The 20,277-nt window shown below is 68.9% G+C and carries 17 protein-coding genes; 11 read left to right on the top strand and 6 right to left on the bottom strand.

Annotation, left to right across the window (positions count from 1 at the left end; genetic code table 11):
* The first annotated feature begins 1 nt into the window (after window position 1).
* From ACYJSS_RS00500 to ACYJSS_RS00475, 6 genes are all read left to right on the top strand, one after another.
* A complete protein-coding gene (locus ACYJSS_RS00500) occupies window positions 2–1,648 on the top strand; it encodes a hypothetical protein (RefSeq protein ID WP_236205153.1) in 1,647 nt (548 codons plus the stop codon).
* Between the two features lie 323 nt (window positions 1,649–1,971).
* Window positions 1,972–2,295, top strand: a complete 324-nt coding sequence (locus tag ACYJSS_RS00495) for a hypothetical protein (RefSeq protein WP_146603068.1) — start codon at window positions 1,972–1,974, stop codon at window positions 2,293–2,295.
* A 184-nt stretch (window positions 2,296–2,479) separates the two neighbouring features.
* Window positions 2,480–3,001 (top strand): sigma-70 family RNA polymerase sigma factor, encoded by a 522-nt coding sequence (locus ACYJSS_RS00490; protein ID WP_021220946.1) that lies wholly within the window; start codon window positions 2,480–2,482, stop codon window positions 2,999–3,001.
* A gap of 5 nt (window positions 3,002–3,006) precedes the next feature.
* Window positions 3,007–3,987, top strand: coding sequence for a FecR domain-containing protein (locus ACYJSS_RS00485; protein WP_236205151.1), 981 nt, complete (start codon window positions 3,007–3,009; stop codon window positions 3,985–3,987).
* 129 nt (window positions 3,988–4,116) lie between these two features.
* On the top strand, window positions 4,117–6,579 hold the full coding sequence (locus ACYJSS_RS00480) for a TonB-dependent siderophore receptor (RefSeq protein WP_236205150.1): 2,463 nt from the start codon (window positions 4,117–4,119) through the stop codon (window positions 6,577–6,579).
* Window positions 6,580–7,063: 484 nt separating this feature from the next.
* Window positions 7,064–7,633, top strand: coding sequence for an ATP phosphoribosyltransferase regulatory subunit (locus ACYJSS_RS00475; RefSeq protein ID WP_111264118.1), 570 nt, complete (start codon window positions 7,064–7,066; stop codon window positions 7,631–7,633).
* Window positions 7,634–7,848: 215 nt separating this feature from the next.
* Here the strand turns inward: ACYJSS_RS00475 and ACYJSS_RS00470 are convergent, their stop codons facing one another.
* On the bottom strand, window positions 7,849–8,712 hold the full coding sequence (locus tag ACYJSS_RS00470; RefSeq protein ID WP_236205149.1) for a helix-turn-helix domain-containing protein: 864 nt from the start codon (window positions 8,710–8,712) through the stop codon (window positions 7,849–7,851).
* A gap of 135 nt (window positions 8,713–8,847) precedes the next feature.
* On the opposite strand from ACYJSS_RS00470, the gene pobA reads away from it, so the two are divergent.
* Complete coding sequence (gene pobA, locus ACYJSS_RS00465) at window positions 8,848–10,029, top strand: 4-hydroxybenzoate 3-monooxygenase (RefSeq protein WP_236205148.1); 1,182 nt, start codon at window positions 8,848–8,850, stop codon at window positions 10,027–10,029.
* Between the two features lie 10 nt (window positions 10,030–10,039).
* Here the strand turns inward: pobA and ACYJSS_RS00460 are convergent, their stop codons facing one another.
* On the bottom strand, window positions 10,040–10,507 hold the full coding sequence (locus tag ACYJSS_RS00460; protein ID WP_236205147.1) for a hypothetical protein: 468 nt from the start codon (window positions 10,505–10,507) through the stop codon (window positions 10,040–10,042).
* Between the two features lie 193 nt (window positions 10,508–10,700).
* On the opposite strand from ACYJSS_RS00460, the gene ACYJSS_RS00455 reads away from it, so the two are divergent.
* Window positions 10,701–11,648, top strand: a complete 948-nt coding sequence (locus ACYJSS_RS00455; RefSeq protein ID WP_111264114.1) for a LysR substrate-binding domain-containing protein — start codon at window positions 10,701–10,703, stop codon at window positions 11,646–11,648.
* Window positions 11,641–12,528: a LysR substrate-binding domain-containing protein gene (locus tag ACYJSS_RS00450; RefSeq protein ID WP_236205146.1), complete on the top strand. Its 888-nt coding sequence runs from the start codon at window positions 11,641–11,643 to the stop codon at window positions 12,526–12,528. Before ACYJSS_RS00455 ends, ACYJSS_RS00450 begins: the two co-directional genes overlap by 8 nt.
* Before the next feature lie 10 nt (window positions 12,529–12,538).
* On the opposite strand, the gene ACYJSS_RS00445 is transcribed toward ACYJSS_RS00450, so the two are convergent.
* From ACYJSS_RS00445 to fae, 4 genes are all read right to left on the bottom strand, one after another.
* Window positions 12,539–13,888: an MFS transporter gene (locus ACYJSS_RS00445; RefSeq protein ID WP_236205145.1), complete on the bottom strand. Its 1,350-nt coding sequence runs from the start codon at window positions 13,886–13,888 to the stop codon at window positions 12,539–12,541.
* A gap of 98 nt (window positions 13,889–13,986) precedes the next feature.
* Window positions 13,987–15,429 (bottom strand): NAD-dependent succinate-semialdehyde dehydrogenase, encoded by a 1,443-nt coding sequence (locus tag ACYJSS_RS00440; RefSeq protein WP_236205144.1) that lies wholly within the window; start codon window positions 15,427–15,429, stop codon window positions 13,987–13,989.
* The gene (locus tag ACYJSS_RS00435; protein ID WP_236205143.1) at window positions 15,426–16,460 is read right to left on the bottom strand and encodes an aldo/keto reductase; all 1,035 of its coding nucleotides are present in this window, start codon (window positions 16,458–16,460) and stop codon (window positions 15,426–15,428) included. The genes ACYJSS_RS00440 and ACYJSS_RS00435 overlap by 4 nt, the downstream gene beginning before the upstream one ends.
* Before the next feature lie 10 nt (window positions 16,461–16,470).
* Window positions 16,471–16,983 (bottom strand): formaldehyde-activating enzyme, encoded by a 513-nt coding sequence (gene fae, locus ACYJSS_RS00430; protein ID WP_236205142.1) that lies wholly within the window; start codon window positions 16,981–16,983, stop codon window positions 16,471–16,473.
* A gap of 446 nt (window positions 16,984–17,429) precedes the next feature.
* Here fae and ACYJSS_RS00425 point away from each other — a divergent pair, with 446 nt between their 5' ends.
* Together ACYJSS_RS00425 and aldA are read left to right on the top strand one after the other, a co-directional pair.
* Window positions 17,430–18,740 carry an OprD family porin gene (locus tag ACYJSS_RS00425; RefSeq protein WP_373875110.1) on the top strand — a complete coding sequence of 437 codons (1,311 nt, stop codon included), beginning with the start codon at window positions 17,430–17,432 and terminating at the stop codon, window positions 18,738–18,740.
* Between the two features lie 55 nt (window positions 18,741–18,795).
* On the top strand, window positions 18,796–20,220 hold the full coding sequence (gene aldA, locus ACYJSS_RS00420) for an aldehyde dehydrogenase (RefSeq protein WP_236205140.1): 1,425 nt from the start codon (window positions 18,796–18,798) through the stop codon (window positions 20,218–20,220).
* Window positions 20,221–20,277 lie beyond the last annotated feature (57 nt).

The raw sequence follows: 20,277 nt of genomic DNA, 5'->3' as shown, positions 1-20,277 counted from the left end.
GATGAAAAACTGGATCGCCACCTTCTTCCGCATCGTCAGGGACGACAAGGGCCAGACCCAGGGGTACCCCATCCCCTGGGCCATCGAGCGCCCCAGCCTGCATGGCTTCCTCGCCGCCTTCGCCGACGCCCCCGGCGGCCTTCCGGACAGCGAGATCACCCTGCCCGACGAAGCCCCGCCCGCCACCGGCAACGAACTGCGCTGGGCCCCGGGCGCCCTCGATGGCGTCCTCGGCCACCACGCCTCCGCCGACGACATCGACACCGCCGACGAGGTGATGGCCGCCCTGCTCGCCACCCTCGACGACCCGACCCGCCACATGGCCCGCCTCTACCAGTTGGTGGCCGATGGCAGCGTGCTCGGCTTCATCGACCAGTTGGTGGAGCGCCTGCAGCAGCGCCCCGGCCTGCCACGCGCACGGCTGCATGCCCTGGCCCTGTGGCTGGCACGCAGCAGCCCCGACCGCGGCGCGGTGAAGTTCGCCCTGGCCCTGCTCGGCGTGCTCGACAGCGGCAGCCAGCGCGAACTGTTCCTGACCTTCGGCCAGCACGAGGAATTCACCCTTTTCGCCACCATCGCCCTGGGCAACACCCTGGCGCCCCCGGAGCGCGAACGCGCCTGGTGGGCGCTGGCCCGCAAGGTCAAGGGCTGGGGTCGCATCCACCTGGTGGAGCGCCTCGCCCAGAACCCCTCGCCCGCCGTGCAGGACTGGCTGCTGCGCGAGGGCTACCAGAACGCGGTGATGGTGGAATACCTGGCCTACCCCTGCGCCGTGGGCGGCAACCTGCTGGCGGCGCTGAGCGGCCAGGATGTGGACGACGCCCTGCTCGACGGCGCCGTGGAAATGATCGAGGCAATGATCAACGGCGGCCCTGCCCAGGACATCAACGACTACGCCGACGGCGCCGAGGCGGTGCTGCGCCTGCTCGACCACCTGGCGCGCCGGCCGCCACGGCACCTGGGGCACTTCCTGGTGGTCGAGGGCATCCGCGACTTCGCCCGCGACCCCCACCAGGACTGGGAGCAGCTCGCCCAGCACGGCTGGACCGAGGCCTGCCGCGAGGACATCGCCCGCCGCGCCGACGCCATCCGCGAGAGCCCGCAGTGGCCGCACCTGGTGCACCAGGGCCTGGAAGAGGAGGACGAGCGCGCCTTCTGGCTCGCCGCCAGCGCCGCCGGGCACCTGGACATCGACCCCTGGGACGCCTGGTTCGAACGCCAGCGCAGCCAGCGCTCCTCGGCCTGGTACCAGTTGATGCAGACCAGCGACCCGCAACGGGCCGCCCGGGTCATCGAGCTGGCCCGCCAGCAGCTGGACCTGGCGCACATCGCCAGCGGCCCCGGCAGCGCCCTCGGCCTGGGCCCGGAATACCGCCAGCACAGCGCGCTGGACTTCATCCTCCAGGACCTCGGCCGCTTCCCCGTGCAGGGCTGGGACCTGGTCGCCACCGGCCTCGCCAGCCCGGTGGTGCGCAACCGCCACATGGCGCTCAAGACCCTCGCCGCCTGGGGTCGCAACCAGTGGCCGGCCGACACCCTGCAACTGCTGCGACGCACCCTCGACCGCGAACCCGAGCAGAGCGTGCGCGAGCGCATCGCCGAGTTGCTGCAACCGCAGCTGGTGGAAGCGCCACGCCCGCCCGAATAAGCCCGGCGGCGCTGCACACGGCGGCGTCCGCCCGACCTCCCGTGGGATGGCGTAGAGCGAGCGAAACCCATGCAGTGGGCGTTCTGGAAGCCCGGCATCGCTCCAGACACCGCTCTTGGGCCTTTGCATTTCATCCACGACAGCTAACCCAGGCACCGCCTTGCAAATTGCCCAGGCCATGGCGGCCTCTTCATGCGTTTTGCACGAGCGTCCACGCTGCGCTTATAGCCAATCGCTTGATTCTGCTGGGCTCGCGCCGGATGCCCTCCTGGCACGCCGGCTGCAATGGACTGCAGGCTGACGACAAGAAGGAGGCCCAGCCCATGTTCACCGCCATCAAGGAAATCTACGAAGCGTTCCCCGACCATAGCGTCGCCATCACCCCACGCAGCGACGGCAAGTGGCTGCTGACCCTGAGCAAGGGCGGCGTCCAGGAGCTGAGCCGCGAGTTCGAGGGCGAGGCGGCCTTCAGCCAGCGGCGCATCCGCTGCCTGATCCGCGAAGTGGCCGAGGAGATGCTGCTGGTGGCCTGCGTGGATGCAATGAGCAAGCAGCGCAACCTGGGCGAACTCCATGGCTTCATCGGTTCGCCACTGCAACTGGGCAACGCCGCACGCGGCATGGAACGGCGCGGGCTGTCGCGCTGACCGCCAGCGCCAGCGGCGGCACCCAGGCGGGGCCCGCAAGGGCCCGACGCCAGGGCATGGGGTAGCGAACCCGGAGATCAGGGCAACGACGAAGACGGATTGCAGGGCGTAAAGCCGATCCGTATAGTTGCCACTAATTCTCATTCGCGAACGAGCGCATCCCGCGCCGGACACCCCGCTCTCGATGCCGTCGACCAACGCCCCCTTCCACGATTTCTACCTGAGCCATTCCGCCTGGCTGCTGGGTTTTCTGCGCCGTCGCCTGGGCAGCGGCTTCGATGCCGCCGACCTGATGCAGGACACCTTCCTGCGCGTGCTGCTGCGGCCCCGCACCTTCGACGGCGCCACGGGTGAGCGCTCCTACCTGGCCACCATCGCCCGGGGCCTGTGCATCGACCACTGGCGGCGCCGGCAGCTGGAGCAGGACTGGCTCGAGGCCATGGCCGCCCGCCCGGAACCGCTGCAAGCCTCCCCCGAGCAGCAGGCGCTGATCATCGAGACCCTGCATGAAGTCGACGCCATGCTCCTGCGCCTGCCGCACAAGGTGCGCCGCGCCTTCCTCATGGCCCAGCTGGACGACATGCCCTACCGCGAGATCGCCCTGGCGATCGGCGTCTCCGAACGCATGGTGAAGAAGTACCTGGCCCAGGCCTTCCTCCACTGCGCGGTACTGGAGGCAGAGCTCGACGGCCTGCTGGTGGAATGAGCGGCATGGCCAGCCCGGAACGCACCCTCAGCCACGCCAGCCTGCAACAGGCCGCCAACTGGTACGTGCTGCTCCACGACGACGCCCCCAGCGCGCAGCTGCGGGCGCAGTGGCAGGCCTGGCTCGACCAGCAACCCGAACACCGCGATGCCTGGCGCTACGTCGAGCGGGTCGGCCAGCGCTTCGCCCCGCTGCAAGCCGGCGGCGAGCGCGAGCTGGCCAGCCGCATGCTCCGCGACGACCCACGCCGCATCAGCCGCCGCCAGGGCCTCAAGACCCTGCTGGTGCTGGGCGCCGGCTCGCTGCTCGGCTGGGGCACCTGGCGCACCACGCCGCTGCCGCGCCTGGTGGCCGGCTGGTCGGCGGACTTCGTCACCGGCACCGGCGAAACTCGCGAAACCCTGCTGGCCGACGGCAGCCACCTGTGGCTGCGCGCGCAGAGCGCCGTGGACGCCGCCTTCGACACCGAACAGCGCCTGCTGCGGCTGCGCTTCGGCGAAGTGCTGATCGACACCGCCAAGGATGCCGCGCGCCCCTTCCTGCTGGAGAGCCAGCACGGCCGCCTGCGCGCCCTCGGCACGCGCTTCGGGGTGCGCCAGGACGACGGCCTCACCCGCCTCAGCGTCTACCAGGGCGCGGTGGAAGTGCGCACCGCCGACAGCGGCCAGCTCAGCGTCATCGAGGCCGGCCAGCGGGTCGACTTCGACGGCCTGTCCCTCGGCACCCCGGCCCCGGTGCAACGGGCCGGCGAATCCTGGACCCGCCAGGTACTGGTGGCCGACGACATGCCACTGGGCGAGCTGATCACCGCCCTCGCCCGCTACCGCCACGGTCACCTCGGCTGCCACCCGGCGGTCGCCCAACTGCCGGTGATGGGCGCCTTCCCCCTGGGCGACACCGAGCAGGCGCTGGAACTGCTCAGCGCCGCCCTGCCCATCCGCGTGCACCGCCTCACCGACTGGTGGCTCAGCGTCGAGCCCGCCTGAACACCCCGCTGAACCCGTCACGCCGACGCCCCGGAAAATAATTTTCAGCGAGCGGTTCCCTTTTTCATTTCTCGTTCGGTTCAACCAGATAACAACGCCATCCGCCACCGAACATTTCCAGGGGACACCATGCACTTGCTCGCCAACCCGACCCTCCGTTTCGCCCTGCGGCCGCTCGCGCTCGCCATCCCGGTCACCCTGCTCGGCGCCGCGCAACTGGCCCTGCCCGCCTCGCTGGCCCAGGCCGAAACCGCGCAACAGGGTGTCGCCGAGCGTCAGTACGACATCGCCCCAGGCCCTCTGGTCGCCTCGCTCAACGAATTCAGCAGCCAGGCCGGCATCTACCTCGCCGGCCACAACAGCCTGGCCGCCGGCAAGACCAGCGCCGGCCTGCACGGCCGCTACAGCGTCGCCCAGGGCCTCGCCCTGCTGCTGCAGGACAGCGGCCTGCGCGCCATCGACCAGGGCAACGGCGGCTACGTCCTGCAGCCGGCCCCCCAGGACGGCGTGATGCAACTGGACCCGACCTCCATCGTCGGCGCCGGCCTCGCCAGCGGCCCGGGCCAGGCCGACCGTGGCTACCGCGCCGAAGTCAGCAGCACCGCCGGCAAGACCGCCACCGCCCTGGCCGACACGCCGCGCTCGGTCTCGGTGGTCACCCGCCAGCGCATGGAAGACCAGAAGTCCCAGACCCTCACCGAAGTGCTCGGCTACGTGCCCGGCATCTTCGCGCCGCCCTTCGCCGCCGGTGACGGCCAGGCCGGCGACCTGTTCTTCGTCCGTGGCTTCAACGCCACCGACTGGGGCTACGGCCTGCTCCGCGACGGCCTGCGCGTGCAGGGCAACCGCTACGACACCAGCAGCGAGCCCTACGGCCTGGAGCGCGTCGAAGTGTTCCGCGGCCCGACCTCGATCCTCTACGGCGAGAACGCCCCGGGTGGCGTGGTCAACATGGTCAGCAAGCGCCCCACCGCCAACCCGCGCGGCGAGGTCGAATTCACCTACGGCAGCAACAACCGCCGCCAGTTGGGCATCGACGTCTCCGGCCCGCTGAGCGAAGGCGACAACGTCCTCGGCCGCCTGGTGATGCTGGGCCGCAACGCCGACAGCCAGGTCGACGGCCAGCCGGATGATCGCCTCTACATCGCCCCGTCCATGACCCTCAACCTCAGCGACGCCACCTCGCTGACGCTGCTGTCGACCTACCAGCGCGACCGCACCCTGATGGAGCTGGGCTACCCCGCCGCCGGCACCCTGCTGCGCAACCCCAACGGCAAGATCGACAAGGACACCCTGCTCGGCCACCCCGACTGGGACAAGTTCGAGCGCGAAACCTGGACCTTGGGCTACGAGTTCTCCCACCAGCTCAACGACACCTGGCAGTTCCGCCAGAACTCGCGCTACATGCAGTCGCGCATCGACCGCCACGAGATGTGGCCCGGCAACCTCAACGCCGGCGGCTTCGGCACCACCCTCGCCTACACCGCCTACGACCGCACCAACAAGTCCATCGCCTACTCCCTGGACAACCAGTTCGAAGGCCACTTCGCCAGCGGCGACTTCGACCACACGGTGCTGCTCGGCGCCAGCCTCGACCGCACCTCGTTCAACCAGAACTGGGATGCCGGCGCCGGTGGCCAGATCAACGTCTTCAACCCGGTCTGGACCAGCACCCCGACCACCCCGGTGCACATCCAGAACGCCCAGCTCGACCAGTCGATGTACGCCGCCTACAGCCAGCTGCAGACCCGCTACGACAACTGGGTGCTGCTGCTCGGTGGCCGCCTCGACCGGGTCAACAGCCAGTACCGCAACAAGCCCGGCACCACCAACGCCGCCGCCGACCTCGACTACTGGGACACCGACTTCACCTGGCAGGCCGGCCTGATGTACCAGTTCGACAACGGCCTCTCGCCCTACGTCAGCTACTCCACGGCCTTCGCCCCGACCCAGCAGACCTCCAGCCGCTCCGGCCCCCTGGACCCGACCACCGCCGAGCAGTACGAAGCCGGCATCAAGTACGAGCCCAAGGGCTGGAACACCTCCTTCACCGCCTCCGTCTACGACCTGCGCAAGACCGATGACGTGATCTTCGACAGCGCCGCCAACGACTACCGCCAGGTGGGCGAGAGCCGCGCCAAGGGCGTGGAGCTGGAACTCAACAGCGACGTCACCGAGAACATCAACCTCACCGCCGCCTACACCTACACCGACTCGCGCATCACCAAGGACGCCCAGGGCTCGCTGCTCGAAGACCACCAGATGACCGGCGTACCGCGCAACCAGGCCTCGGCCTGGGCCAGCTACCGCTTCCTCGACGGCGCTCTCAAGGGCCTGCGCATCGGCGGCGGCGTGCGCCACTTCGACAGCACCTTCGCCTACACCGCGCCCTCGCTCTACGGCCGCCTGGACACCGGCGACGTCACCCTGCTGGACGCCGCCGTCGGCTACACCATCAACGACAACTGGTCCGCCGAGGTGAACGCCAAGAACCTCCTCGACAAGGAATACGTCGCCGGCTGCAACAACGCCGGGCGCTGCTACTGGGGCGAAGAACGCAGCCTGCTGGGCTCGGTCTCCTTCCACTGGTAAGCGGCCCCCCCAAGCCACCACGCCGACCGATGCGTAGGGTGGACGACGCTCTTTTCGTCCACCGAACGGTGCCACCAGGGAGCACGGAGCCAGGGCAGCCCTGCGGACTGCTTGGCGACTGAAGTCGCCCCTACAAATGATTGCCGCCTGGGAGCGCGGAGCCTGTAGGTCGGCGATCAATTCCGAGCCGCCCCCTTGCCGGCGAACGAGGGCCCATGCCAGGATTCGCGCCATGAACAGCTTCCCGAGCAACCGCATCCATCATCACGGCACCCCTTCCGGGCGCCGTGATTGCTCATGCCCGTTGCAAGCCGACTGAACCGGCTGCGATGGACACGCAAAGGCGCCCAAGGGCGCCTTTTTTCATGCTTGTAGAAAACCAGAGAGGAACCAGAAATGACCATGCTACGAGGAACCCGGATCATCACCGGCGAAGAAGCCAAAACCATGCGCGAAATCGAGGGCCGCTTCCGGAGCTGGCTTCATCGACGCCGGGGCTGAGGAAGCGATAGTCCCCGCGCTGTGGGGCCAGGACACCTTCATCGAGAAGACCGGCGGCAGCGAGATCATGGGCCAGATGTGGACCTTCGACGACAAGGCCGGGCGCCCCTGCTGCCTGATCCCCGAAGCCACCGCGCTGTTCCAGGAGCGCAGCGCCCTCCTGCTGGCCGGGCGCCGGGAAGCCACCTTCTTCTACGCCGCGCGCTGCTACCGCTACGAGCGCCCCCAGGCCCTGCGCTACCGCGAATTCACCCAGCTGGGCGTCGAGGTGCTCGGCGACCCCGAGCGCGGCCTGGCCTGCAGCCAGGCACTTTGCATCGGCTTCCTCGACTCGCTCGGGCTGGCGTATGAGCTGGACCTGCGCGCCAACCGCGGGCTGACCTACTACCTGGGTGGCCAGGGCTTCGAAGTGCGCTGCCCGGTGCTCGAGAACCAGCGCCAGGTGGTAGGCGGCGGCGCCTATGCCGAAGGCGCCGGCTTCGGTATCGGGCTCGAACGCCTGGCCATGGCGCTGGCTCTGCAGCGTGGCCGGGAAACACCCACCTCTTCGTAGGTTGGACTGAGGCACGAAGCCCAACGTTGTACGGCTGAACATCGCTGCGTTGGGCCTCGCTGCGCTCGGCGCCAACCTACGGTGCCGTACTCACCCAAACCCCCATGCCGCCCCATGCGTAGGGTGGACGACGCTCTTTTCGTCCACCAGACGGTGCCACCGGGGAGCGCAGAGCCAGGGCAGCCCTGCGGCCTGCTTGGCGACTGAAGTCGCCCCTATCGCCGTATGCGGAATGCCTTGGGCGATTGCCCCGTGCCGCGCTTGAAGAAGCGCGAGAAGTAGGCCGGTTCGGAGAAGCCCAGGCTGTCGGAGACCTGGTTGATGGTCATGGCCGTGTACACCAGGCTGCGCTTGGCCTCCAGCAGCAGGCGCGCGCTGATCATCTGCAACGCCGATTGCCCGGCCAGGCGCCGGCACAGGGCGTTGAGGTGGGCGGCGCTGATGCCGAGGGCGGCGGCGTACCAGTCGATGGGGCGGTGCTCGCGGTAATGGGCTTCGAGCAGGCGGGTGAAGCGCTGCAGGTGCTCGCGTCCCCGGTCCTGCACCGGCGCCTCGGCGCGGGAGAGATCCAGCGAGCGGCGCCCCACCCACACCAGCAGCGCGCTGATCAGCGATTGCAGCATCAACTCGCGCCCCGGTGCCTGCTCGGCGTATTCCTGGGCCAGGGATTCGAACAGCGCATCCAGGTAACGCTTCTGCCCCGCCACCGGGTAGCAGGCGGCGCGGGCCAGCGGCGGCTCGTCGAAGGCTGCGCCGAGCTGCTCCACCAGCGGCAGCGCCAGGCTCAGCACATAGCCCCGGATGTCCTCCGAGAAACGGAAGCCGTGCACGCAGAGCGCCGGCACCACCTGCAGCGCGGCCACATCCACGCGGTTGACCACGCCCTCCACCTCCAGCTCCGCCTTGCCGCCCTGCACGTAGAGCAGCTGCACCAACTCGCCATGGCGATGGGGGCGGATGTCCCAGTCGTGCAGGGCGCTGCGCGCGGGAATCGACTCGCAATGGATCAGGTCCGGCGTCGGCCAGGCGTCGGTCTCGCCATAGAGACGGAACACCGGGACCGGAGAAACCTGCGACATGAAAGCCTCGGAAAGTCCATGAAACCAACTGGATAGTGCCTTCAAAGGCACCCGCCATCCACCAAAAATACAGAGGATCACAACAACAATGGGCCAGGCGACGTGCCGACCGAGGCCCCCATGAGGACAACAACAATGAAGACTCGCATCGCCATCATCGGCGCCGGCCCCTCCGGCCTCCTGCTCGGCCAGCTGCTGCACAAGGCCGGTATCGACACCGTCATCCTCGAACGCCAGTCCGCCGACCACGTGCTGGGCCGCATCCGTGCCGGCGTGCTGGAACAGGGCATGGTCGAGCTGCTGCGCGAAGCCGGGGTCGGTGCGCGCATGGACCGTGAAGGGCTGGTCCACGACGGCTTCGAACTGGCCTTCGACGACCGCCGCGAACGCATCGATCTCAAGGGGCTCACCGGCCGCACGGTGATGATCTACGGCCAGACCGAAGTCACCCGTGACCTGATGGAGGCCCGCCAGGCCTGCGGCGGGCCGACCTTCTACAGCGCCACCGACGTCGCCCTGCACGGCCTACAGGGCGACAACCCCTACGTCACCTTCACCCACGGCGGCGAGGTGCACCGCCTGGACTGCGACTACATCGCCGGCTGCGACGGCTTCCACGGCGTGGCGCGCAGATCCATCCCCGCCGGCGTGCTCAGGGAATTCGAACGGGTCTACCCCTTCGGCTGGCTCGGCGTGCTGGCCGACACCCCGCCAGTGGCCGAGGAGCTGATCTACGCCGCCCACGAACGCGGCTTCGCCCTGTGCAGCATGCGCTCGCCGACCCGCACCCGGTACTACGTGCAGGTGGGCATTGAAGAGCGGGTGGAGGACTGGTCCGACGCGCGCTTCTGGGAAGAACTCAAGCGCCGCCTGCCGGCCGACACCGCCACGAGCCTGGTGACCGGCCCCTCCCTGGAAAAGAGCATCGCGCCCCTGCGCAGCTTCGTGGTGGAGCCCATGCAGCACGGCCGGCTGTTCCTGGTGGGCGACGCCGCACACATCGTCCCGCCCACCGGTGCCAAGGGCCTGAACCTCGCCGCCAGTGACGTCAGCACCCTCCATCGCATCCTCCTGGCCGTGTACCGCGAAGGCCGCCACGCCCTCGCCGCGCGCTATTCGGAAATCTGCCTGAAACGCGTCTGGAAGGCCGAGCGCTTCTCCTGGTGGATGACCTCGATGCTGCACCGCTTCCCCGACACCGACGCCTTCAGCCGGCGCATGCAGCAGGCCGAACTGGACTACTTCGTCGGCTCCGAGGCCGGCCGCACCAGCATCGCCGAGAACTACGTGGGGCTGCCCTACGAGCCGGTGGAGTGAGGGGTGGCCGTCAGCGCTTTTCCACGGTGATGGGGATGGCCTTCAGCCGATAGGCGTCGACTATGGCCTGCGCCTCCGTCTTCGACAGCACGTCGAGCTGCGCCTGGCGCAGGGTCTCCGCGGAGCTGTACATCGAGCGCAGCAACACCAGGCGGTAGACGTCCATGCGCTCCTCGGGTCGGCTGCAGCGGCTGGCGCAGAACTCGCGGTAGACCCGCGCCATCTCCTCGAAGATCACCAGGTTGGCCTCGGGGTCGGCGTCGCGCTTGTAGAGGTCGACCGCCCGCTCGTAGCTGATGCCGTCGATGGGCTCGAACACCTGGGTCACCGCACGGATGCGCGCCAGCAGTGGCGCCGGCAGTTGCTCGTGCACGCGGTCGTTGAGGCGCACGCTGTTGGGGTCGACCGTCTGGGCCGCCGGCACCTGGCCGCTGATGAGGAGTGCCAGGCAGGTGCCGGTGAATGTCTTGAAGCGCATGGGAAAGGTCCGTCTCTCGGGGAGCGTCATCCTAGCGCGCGAAGCCCGGCGCCGCACCGGGTCGCCGTCCGGCAGTGGGAAAACCCGGTGATGTTCCCGCAGGCGCCCGGCCCGGTTGACGTTGCCGAGGGGCCGGCGGCAGGATGGCGCCACCCCGGCCGCCACCGATGCGGTCGTCACGACAAGTACAAGAATGAAACGCAAGATCCCTGCCCTCAACGCCCTCAAGGCCTTCGAGATCGCCGGCAGCACCGGCAGCTTCACCCGCGCCGCCGAGCAGCTCAACGTCACCCAGAGTGCGGTCAGCCGCCAGGTGCGCCAGCTGGAAGAGCAGATCGGCGAAGCGCTGCTGATACGTCGCCACCACCACCTGGAACTCACCCGCGCGGGGCGCAAGCTGCTGGACGCGCTGAACCAGTCCTTCGACCGCATCGAGCTGGCGGTGCGTGCCATCCAGCAGAAGAGCCACCTCAACCGCCTGCGCGTCAACGCCCCGCCGACCTTCACCAGCCGCTGGCTGCTGCCGCGCCTGGGTCGCTTGCGCGAGCAGCACCCGGAGCTGGAGCTGAGCATCACCACCCGATTGCAGGACAGCCTGGCCGAGACCGGCACCCTGGATTGCGCCATCCGCTTCGGCAACGGCGAGTGGGAGCAGCTGGACGCCACCCTGTTGATGCAGGAGCGCCATATCGCCGTGTGCTCGCCGGGGCTGCTGGCCAGCGTGCAGGGCAACGGCGAGGCGCCGGACCTGGAGCGCATGACGCTGCTGCACGTGCTGGCCAGCGAGGACCGCCGCTACCAGACCTGGCAGCACTGGCTGGACGCCGCCGGAATCCGCGGCGTGGACACTCGCGGCGGCTATGAATTCGACCTGCTGGACCTGGCCATACGCGCCGCCCTGGACGGCCTCGGCATCACCATCGCCGACTGGCACATGGTCACCCGCGAGCTCGCGGCGGGCCAGCTCACCCAGGTGCTCAACGTGCACGTCGAAGGCCACCAGTCGTACTGGCTGGTGACCCGCCCGGAGCAGGCCGAGTCGGCCGCTCTGCGCACCTTCCAGGCCTGGTTGCAGCAGGAGGTGTGGCTGTCCACTCGCAACCTGGCGCCCTCCACCGCCGCAGGTGAAGAGAATGCGTGAACTGCCGTCGCTCAACGCCCTGCGGGTGTTCGAGGAAGTGGCCCGCCACAGCAGCTTCAGCCGCGCGGCCCTGGCGCTGAACGTGACCCAGGGCGCGGTGAGCCGGCAGATCAGGCAGCTGGAGGACTACCTCGGCGTGGCGCTGTTCGTGCGCACGCCCCAGGGGCTGGGAATGACCCCGGCCGGCAGCGCCCTGGTGCCCGGCCTCACCGATGCCTTCGACCGCATGCAGCAGGCCCTGCGCGAGGTGCGGGTGCCCAACCTGCGCCAGCGCCTGCGCATCCTCGCCCCGCCCACCTACGCCACGCGCTGGCTGTCGCCCCGGCTCAAGGGCTTTCACAAGCGCTACCCGGACATCGCCCTGAACGTGCGCAACGACGCCGGGCCGGAAAGCCCCAGCGAAATCGACTGCCGCATCCGCTTCGGCAAGGCACCGGCCCAGGGCTGGCACAGCCGCCTGCTGCTGTTGGAACGGCACCTGGCCGTCGCCGCGCCGGAGCTGTTCGAAGCAGGCCGGCCGCCGGTGCTGGCGGCCCACCCGCTGCTGCACATCCTCCACGAGGGCCGGCACCTGCAGGTGTGGGAGAACTGGCTGGAGGCCACCGGCCGCAGCGACATCGACCCCAGCCAGGGCCTGGAATTCAGCACCCTCGACCAGGTGATCCACGCCGCGCTGGCTGGCGGCGGGCTGGCGGTCATCGACCGGCGCATGATCGAGTACGAACTGGCCACCGGGCAGTTGCTGCCCATCAGCCCGGTGGAGGTGGAAGGCCCCTACGGTTACTGGCTGGACGTGCCCGCGAGCAGCCAGGGGCTGTCCAAGGTGAGCGTGTTCTGCGAGTGGATCGAGGCACAGAGCGCCACCCACGCCCCAGGCTGACTCAAGGCCGCTAGGCAGTCTTTGCCACGCGCCCGAGCGTGCCGCCCTCCTCGTCCGGCGCGCCGGCCTCCGCCAGGGACAGCGCCTTGGTCTCCGGCGCCCAGGCCATGGACACCAGGGCCCCGAACACCAGCACCCCGGCCAGCAGCGCCATGGTGGCGTTGAGGCCGATGCCGGCCACGCTCACCGGCAACAGGAAGGTGCTGATGGCCGAGCCCAGGCGGCTGGCCGCCGTGGCCAGGCCGACCCCACTGGCGCGCACCTCGGTGGGGAAGCTTTCCGCCGGGAACACCCCCACCAGGTTGCTCACCGCCGACAACACCAGGGTGAACAGCCCGAACAGCGCCACCAGCGCCCAGGCCATGCTGCCGGGCAGGATCGCCAGCAGGAGCAGCGTCACGGCCAGGAGCCAGAAGGAGCCGATGAGGAAGCCGCGCCGGGAGAACTTCAGCGTGCAGCCGATGCCCGCCACGGCACCCAGCACCAGCAGCGCGTTGAGCATCATCTCGGTGCCCATGCCCTCGGCCAGCCCCATCTTCGCCAGGATGGTGGGCAGGAAGGTGTAGATGGCGAAGTACGGCATCACGATGCAGATGAAGAACAGGCAGTTGAAGGCCGTGCGGGTGCGGTACTCGCGGCTGAACAGCACCGCGTAGCCGCCGCGGTTGCGCTGCGGACGCTCGTCGTCCAGCACCACGTTGGCCCCGATGTGCTTGCGCACGATGGCCCGCGCCTCTTCCACCCGGCCCCGGTTCACCAGCCAGCGCGGCGATTCCGGGGTGCCGATGCGGGCGATGAGGATGATGGCCGCCGGAATCGCCGAGGACGCCAGCATCCAGCGCCAGGCGTCATCCCCCAGGCTCAGCATGGCGGTGCCGATGAAGGTGGCGGCGACATAGCCGAAGGTCCAGATCACGCTGAAAGACCCCAGCAGCACGCCGCGATGCTTCCTCGGCGCGAACTCCGCCAGCAGGGTATGCCCGACGCTGTAGTCGCCACCCAGGCCGATGCCGATCAGCACCCGCAGGAGGAACAGCTGCAGCGCCGTCTCGGCATGGAACTGCAGCACCGAGGCCAGGGTGATCAGCGCGAAGCTGACGACGAAGATCTTCTGCCGGCCGACGTAGTCGGAGATCCAGCCGAAGAACAGGCTGCCGAGGAACAGGCCGATCAGCGCCGAGGCGCCGATCAGGCCCTGCCAGAACGGATCGAGCTGCATCTGCGGGCTGATCAGGGTGAAGGCGATACCGATCAGGCCGAGGATGTAGCCGTCGGTGAAGTGCGCGCCGAAGGTGAGGCCGGCGATACGGAGGTGGAAGCGCCCGAGGGGCGCGTCGTCCAGCTTGATGGTGGGTGACATGGTGAGCTCCCTTTTGTTTTTGTTCGCCGTAGCGTTGGGAACAGGGCTCCATGTGGAGCCCCGGATTGACGATCGAGCGGGCCGTGAAAGCCCCCGGTTCAAACGACCGCGAGCCCTCCCATCAGGAGGTACTTGATCTCCAGGTAGTCCTCGATGCCGTACTTCGAGCCTTCGCGGCCCAGGCCGGATTCCTTGATGCCGCCGAAGGGCGCCACCTCGGTGGAGATGATCCCCTCGTTGATGCCGACCATCCCCGCTTCCAGCCCTTCGGCCACGCGCCAGACCCGGCCGATGTCGCGGCTGTAGAAGTAGGCGGAAAGGCCGTATGGGGTGTCGTTGGCCTGGGCCAGCACCTCGGCCTCGTCCTTGAAGCGGAAGCAGGCCGCCACCGGGCCGAAGGTTTCCTCGCGGGCGATGAGCATCTGCGGGGTCGCCTCGGCCAGCACGGTCGGTTCGAAGAAGGTGCCGCCCAGGGCATGGCGACGACCGCCGCACAGCAACCGGGCGCCCTTCTCCAGCGCATCGCCCAGGTGCTGCTCGACCTTGGCCAGGGCGGCCGTGTTGATCAGCGGACCCTGGTCGCTCTCGCCCTCCAGCGCGGCCCCCACGCGCAGGGCGCGCACGGCATCGGCCAGCTTGGCGGTGAAGGCCTCGTAGACCCCTTCCTGGATGTAGAAGCGGTTGACGCAGACGCAGGTCTGCCCGGTGTTGCGGAACTTGGAGGCCATGGCCCCGCGTACCGCCGCGTCCAGGTCGGCGTCGTCGAAGACGATGAAAGGCGCGTTGCCACCCAGCTCCAGGGAGACCTTCTTCAGGGTGTCGGCCGCCTGGCGCATCAGCAGCTTGCCGGTGGCCGTGGAGCCGGTGAACGACAGCTTGCGCACCGCGCTGGAGGCCTGCAGGGCGCCGCCGATGGCCGGGGCGTCGCCGGAGACTATGTTGAACACCCCGGCGGGAATCCCCGCCTCTTCCGCCAGTACTGCCAGCGCAAAGGCCGAGAGCGGCGTCTCTTCGGACGGCTTGAGGATCAGCGTGCAGCCGGCCGCCAGCGCCGGGCCGACCTTGCGGGTGACCATCGCCAGGGGGAAGTTCCAGGGCGTGATGGCAGCGACCACGCCGATGGGCTCCTTGGTGACGACGATGCGGGCATCCGCCTTGTGGCTGGGGATGACATCGCCATAGACGCGCCTGGCCTCCTCGGCGAACCACTCAAGGAAGCTCGCCGCATAGACCACCTCACCCATCGCCTCGGCCAGGGGCTTGCCCTGCTCGCAGCTGAGCAGCTCCGCCAGCTCGCGCTGGTGGGCCAGCATCAGCTCGGCCCAGCGCCGCAGCGGCCGGCTGCGCTCCTTGGCGGTGAGCCCGCGCCAGGCCGGCAGCGCCCGTTGGGCGGCGGCGATGGCCTGGTCGGTTTCCGCCACCCCGGCTTTCGCCACCTCGGCGATCAGCGTGCCGTCCGCCGGGTTGCGTACCGGGTAGCGCGGGCCGTCTTCCAGCCAGCGACCGTCGATGTAGTGTCCCTTGCGCAGCAGCCGGCTCATGCAATGGCCTCCTTGAGGGTGAAGGTTTTGGTGGCCGGGCGTGCAACGCGCAGGATGCGCTTGCCGGCGGTGTAGTCGTTGATCAGGTCGCAGGGCGTGTAGTTGCGCTCCAGCTCGTGCAACTCGTCCGCCTCCAGGCGGGTGTCCAGGGCCGCCAGGGCGCTGTCGAACTGCTCGGTGGAGTCCGCCCCCACCAGCATGCAGTCCACCCCCGGGTGGCCGAGCACCCAGGCCTGGGCCACCTGCGCGTTGGACACGCCACGCCGCCGCGCCACGCGCTGCACCGAACGGGCGATCTCGAAGGAGGCTTCATCGGCGTACATCTGCTGGGTGAAGAAGTCGGTCTGGTTGCGGGTGGACTGCACATCGCCGGTCAGCAGGCCCCGCGCCAGCGGGCTGAACACCGAGACGCCCAGGCCCTGGTCGCGGCAGAACGGGATCATCTCCCGCTCTTCCTCGCGGTAGGCGCAGTTGAGCTGCAGCTGCATGTTGATGGGCCTGACCCAGCCATGGCGCTCGCAGGCCATGAGGATCTTCGCCAGTTGGCCGGTGAGCATGGTGGACACGCCGATGTAGCGCGCCTTGCCGGCTTTGACGATGTCGTGCAGGGCTTCCATCGTCTCTTCCACGGGGGTGTTCACGTCGAAGAAATGCAGCATGTAGAGGTCGACGTGATCCATGCCCAGGCGCGCCAGGGAGGCGTCGATGCTGTCCATGATGTGCTTGCGCGAATGGCCGCTGGCGTTGATCCCCTCGCGAGTGCCGTAGCCCACCTTGGTGGTGACCACGATGTCCTCGCGACGCACCAGGCGCTTGAGGATGCGCCCCACCACCTCCTCGCCGACACCGGCGGAATAGAAGTCCGCCAGGTCGATGAAGTTCACGCCCTTGTCCAGGGCATGGCGGACGATCGGCTCGCTCTGGCGCTCGTCGAAGATCCACGGCTTCCACTGCGGCGTGCCCATGTTCATGGTGCCGAGGCAGAGCTTGGACACCTGCAGGCCGGACTGGCCGAGACGGACGTACTGCATGGCGGCCTCCTCAGGCTTTCGGGGTGTAGAAGGGGTTGGCGATGGCGCCCACCACGTCGGCCAACTGGGCCCGGGAGGGCAACCCGGCCAGCGCCGCCTTCAGCGCCGTGCGGCAGGCGGTGTAGTTGTTGCGGTACACCGCATCCAGGTCGTCACAGGCGGGGTTCACCCAGTTGGCGGTGACGATGGCCCATTCGTCCTCGGCCTCCGGCGGCAGGGTGCCGTCCAGCAGGGCCTCGGTGATGGCCTTGGCGATGCCCGCCTGGGAGGCGCCCCAGGTGGCGTTGGCGTGCAGGTCGCCGCTGATCTCGGCCTTGTTCACGTACAGGGTCATGGGTTTGACCGGCACGTTGGGCTGGGCGATGACCATGAAGGGGCAGTGGCCCTGGCTGGGGGACGCCAGGCTGTTGGCGAAGGCCTGGCCGGCCGGCCCGTTGCGCGGGCCGATCAGCAGGTTGATGTGGGCGGCGTTGACGCCGGGGCCTTCGAAGCCCTCGCCGATGTAGAGGTCGAGCTGTTTCATGGGGTCATCCTCAGAGCTTGCAAAAAAGTCGGGTAGCTGCCGTGACCCAACGCTGTGGCCGGCTTGCGCCGGAGCGGCTGGGGGCACGTCGTCGGGGAGACGGGGCCGGGCGTCATCCACCAGCGCCAACGCGGGGCAGTGACGACCCGATGCAGAAGCGACTCCAGGGATGGAGGGGCATACATGGGTGCGGTGCTCGTTGTTGTTGTTGGAGGAGCGGTGCCGGTCGAACCAGCTGCGGCGATTTCTAGCACCGCCCGGGCGGCGGCCGGTAGCCAGGAAAACTCAAGGGGCCATGACTAAACCTCATGACCACTAACATGCGTTTTTCGAATGATCAGCCCCGAATTTAATCGTTTGTCCGACAACCGGGCGGCAACCAACATGGCGCGACCTCACACACAACAACAATCGAGGACGTCAACGTGCCCCACCCTGCCCGCTTACTGCCCAGGCTTCCTACCCTCACCCTCCTGCTCTGCGGCCTGCCGCTGCTCGCCACGGCCGAGGAGAAGGCTCCCGAGGGCTTCATCGAAGGCAGCTCGCTGAAGCTGATCAACCGCAACTTCTACTTCAACCGCGATTTCCGCTCCCGGGGGGACGGCCTGTTCAACGGCCGCCGGCAGAGCTATCGCGAGGAATGGGCCCAGGGCTTCCAGGGCTTCTACAGCTCCGGCTACACCGCCGGCACGGTCGGCGTCGGCCTCGATGCCCACGCCCTGCTGGGGCTGAAGCTCGACAGCGGTGGCGGCACCGCCGGCACCAACCTGCTGCCGCTGGACAGCCGCAACCATGCCGAGGACGACTACGCCGCCGCCGGCGCCGCGCTCAAGCTGCGCGCCTTCGACACCGAGCTGAAGCTGGGCGACCTGTTCCCCGTCACCCCGGTGTTCCAGCGCGGCGACGGCCGCCTGCTGCCGCAGAGCTTCCGCGGCGTCTCGCTGGAGAACCGGAGCATCGACGGCCTGAGCCTGCAGGGCGGCCACCTGCACGCGGCACGCAACAAGGCCAGCAGCAACCACGACGGCGAGATGAGCACCGAGTACGGTGGCACCGCCTATGAATCCGCCAGCTACTTCGGCGGCGACTACGACGCCCCCGACGGCACCCTGCTGAGCCTCTACCAGGCGCGCTACGAGGACGTGTGGAGCCAGACCTACCTGAGCCTGGCCCACAGCTTCACCCTCGATGACCACAGCGCCCTGGCCCTGGGCGCCAACCTCTACCGCACCCGCGACCAGGGCAGCGCCCGTGCCGGCGAGATCGATACCGACAGCTGGAGCGCCTACGCGCGTCTGAGCATCGGCGCCCACAGCTTCATGCTCGCCCACCAGCGCATCGACGGTGACCAGCCGTTCGACTACCTGGGCGATGGCGACTCCATCTACCTGGCCAACTCGGTGCTCTATTCGGACTTCAACTCGCCCAACGAGCGCTCCTGGCAGGTGCGCTACGACCTCGACCTGGCTCCCTTCGGCGTGCCGGGCCTGAGCCTGATGACCCGCTACCTGCGCGGCACCGGCATCGACAACTCCAGGGTCGACCCCAACGGCGCCTATGCCTACTACGCGCGCCTGGGCGACGGCGGCCGCCACTGGGAACGGGACGTCGAGGTCAAGTACGTGGTGCAGAACGGCCCGGCCAAGGACCTCTCCATCGCCGTGCAGCAGACCATCCACCGTGCCAACGCCGCCCAGGCCGATGGCGACGTGGACCAGGTCCGGATCATCACCCAGTACCCCCTGGAAATTTTCTGAGAGAGCGGCGCCCGGCCCCGTGCCGGGCACCATCCGCGCAACAAGGTAGAGAACCATGCGACACGAGCAGATATTCGTCGGCGGCCAGTTCGTCGAACCCAGGAGCGATGCGACCATCGCCGTGCACAACCCCGCCACCGAGGCGCTGATCGGCCAGGTACCTTCAGCCACCGCCGCCGAAGCGCTGCACGCGGTGGACGTGGCCGCCGCCGCGCAGAAGCGCTGGGGGCGCCTCACCAGCATCGAGCGCGCCGAGCACCTGCGACGCTTCGCCGATGCCCTGGTGGCCGATGCCGAGGCCATAGGCGCGGCACTGGCGGCCGAATCCGGCAAGAGCCTGGAGGACGCCAGCAACGAGGCGCGCTACGCCGCCGAGATCACCCGCTACCACGCCGAATGGGCGCGGCGCATCGAGGGCGAGGTGATCCCCAGCGACACCCCGGACGAGACCCTGCTGCTGCAGCGCGAGCCCATCGGCGTGGTGGCCTGCCTGATCCCCTTCAACTACCCGGTCTACACCCTGTTGCGCAAAGTGGCGCCGGCGCTGATCGCCGGCAACACGGTGGTGGTGCGCCCGAGCAACAACACGCCGCTGTCGGCCTTCGCCATCGCCCGTGCCGCCCAGCGTGCCGGGCTGCCGGACGGGGTGTTCAACCTGCTGACCATGGACCATGCCACCGCCGGCGCCCTGTGCACCCACCCGGCGGTGGGCATGATCACCCTCACCGGCAGCGTCAACGCCGGGCGCACGGTGCTGGAGTACTGCAAGGCCAACATCGCCAAGCCCTCCCTGGAGCTGGGCGGCAAGACGCCGGCGATCATCGCCGCCGACGCCGACCTGGAGAAGGCCGCCACCGACCTGGTGCGTTCCAAGACCACCCACTGCGGCCAGCTGTGCACGGCCATCGAACGGGTCTACGTGCAGGCCGGCGTGCACGACCGCTTCCTCGCCCTGCTGAAGGAGAAGATGGCCGCCGTGCGCAGCGGCGACCGCGCCGAGGACCCGACGTGCATGGGCCCGCTGGTCAATGCCGCCGCCCGCGAGCATATCCACGCCCTGGTGCAGCGCGCCCAGGCCGAGGGCGCGGTGCTGGAGACCGGCGGCGTGCTGCCGCAAGGGCCCGGCCACTTCTACCCCGCCACCCTGCTCAGCGGCTGCCGCCAGGCCATGGAGATCGTCCGCGAGGAAAGCTTCGGCCCCATCCTCCCGGTGCTCGCCTACCAGGACCTGGACGAAGCCATCGCCCTGGCCAACGACCACCAGTTCGGCCTGGCCTCGGTGCTCTACACCGAGGACTACCGCAGCGCCATGAAGGTGGCCAACGCCATCGAGGCCGGCGAGCTCTACATCAACCGCACCCCGGCCGACCCCTACCAGGGCTACCACGCCGGCTGGAAGCGTTCCGGCCTCGGCGGTGACGACGGCAAGCACGGCATGCTCGAGTTCACCCAGACCCGCCTGGTGGTCATGAAGTACTGATCCACGGCTGCCCCCCTGCACGGCGCAGCCGTGCGGGGCATACCAACAAGAACAATG

The organism is Pseudomonas sp. No.21 (genome assembly GCF_054558415.1).
This window is presented reverse-complemented; position numbering and strand designations above follow the sequence as displayed.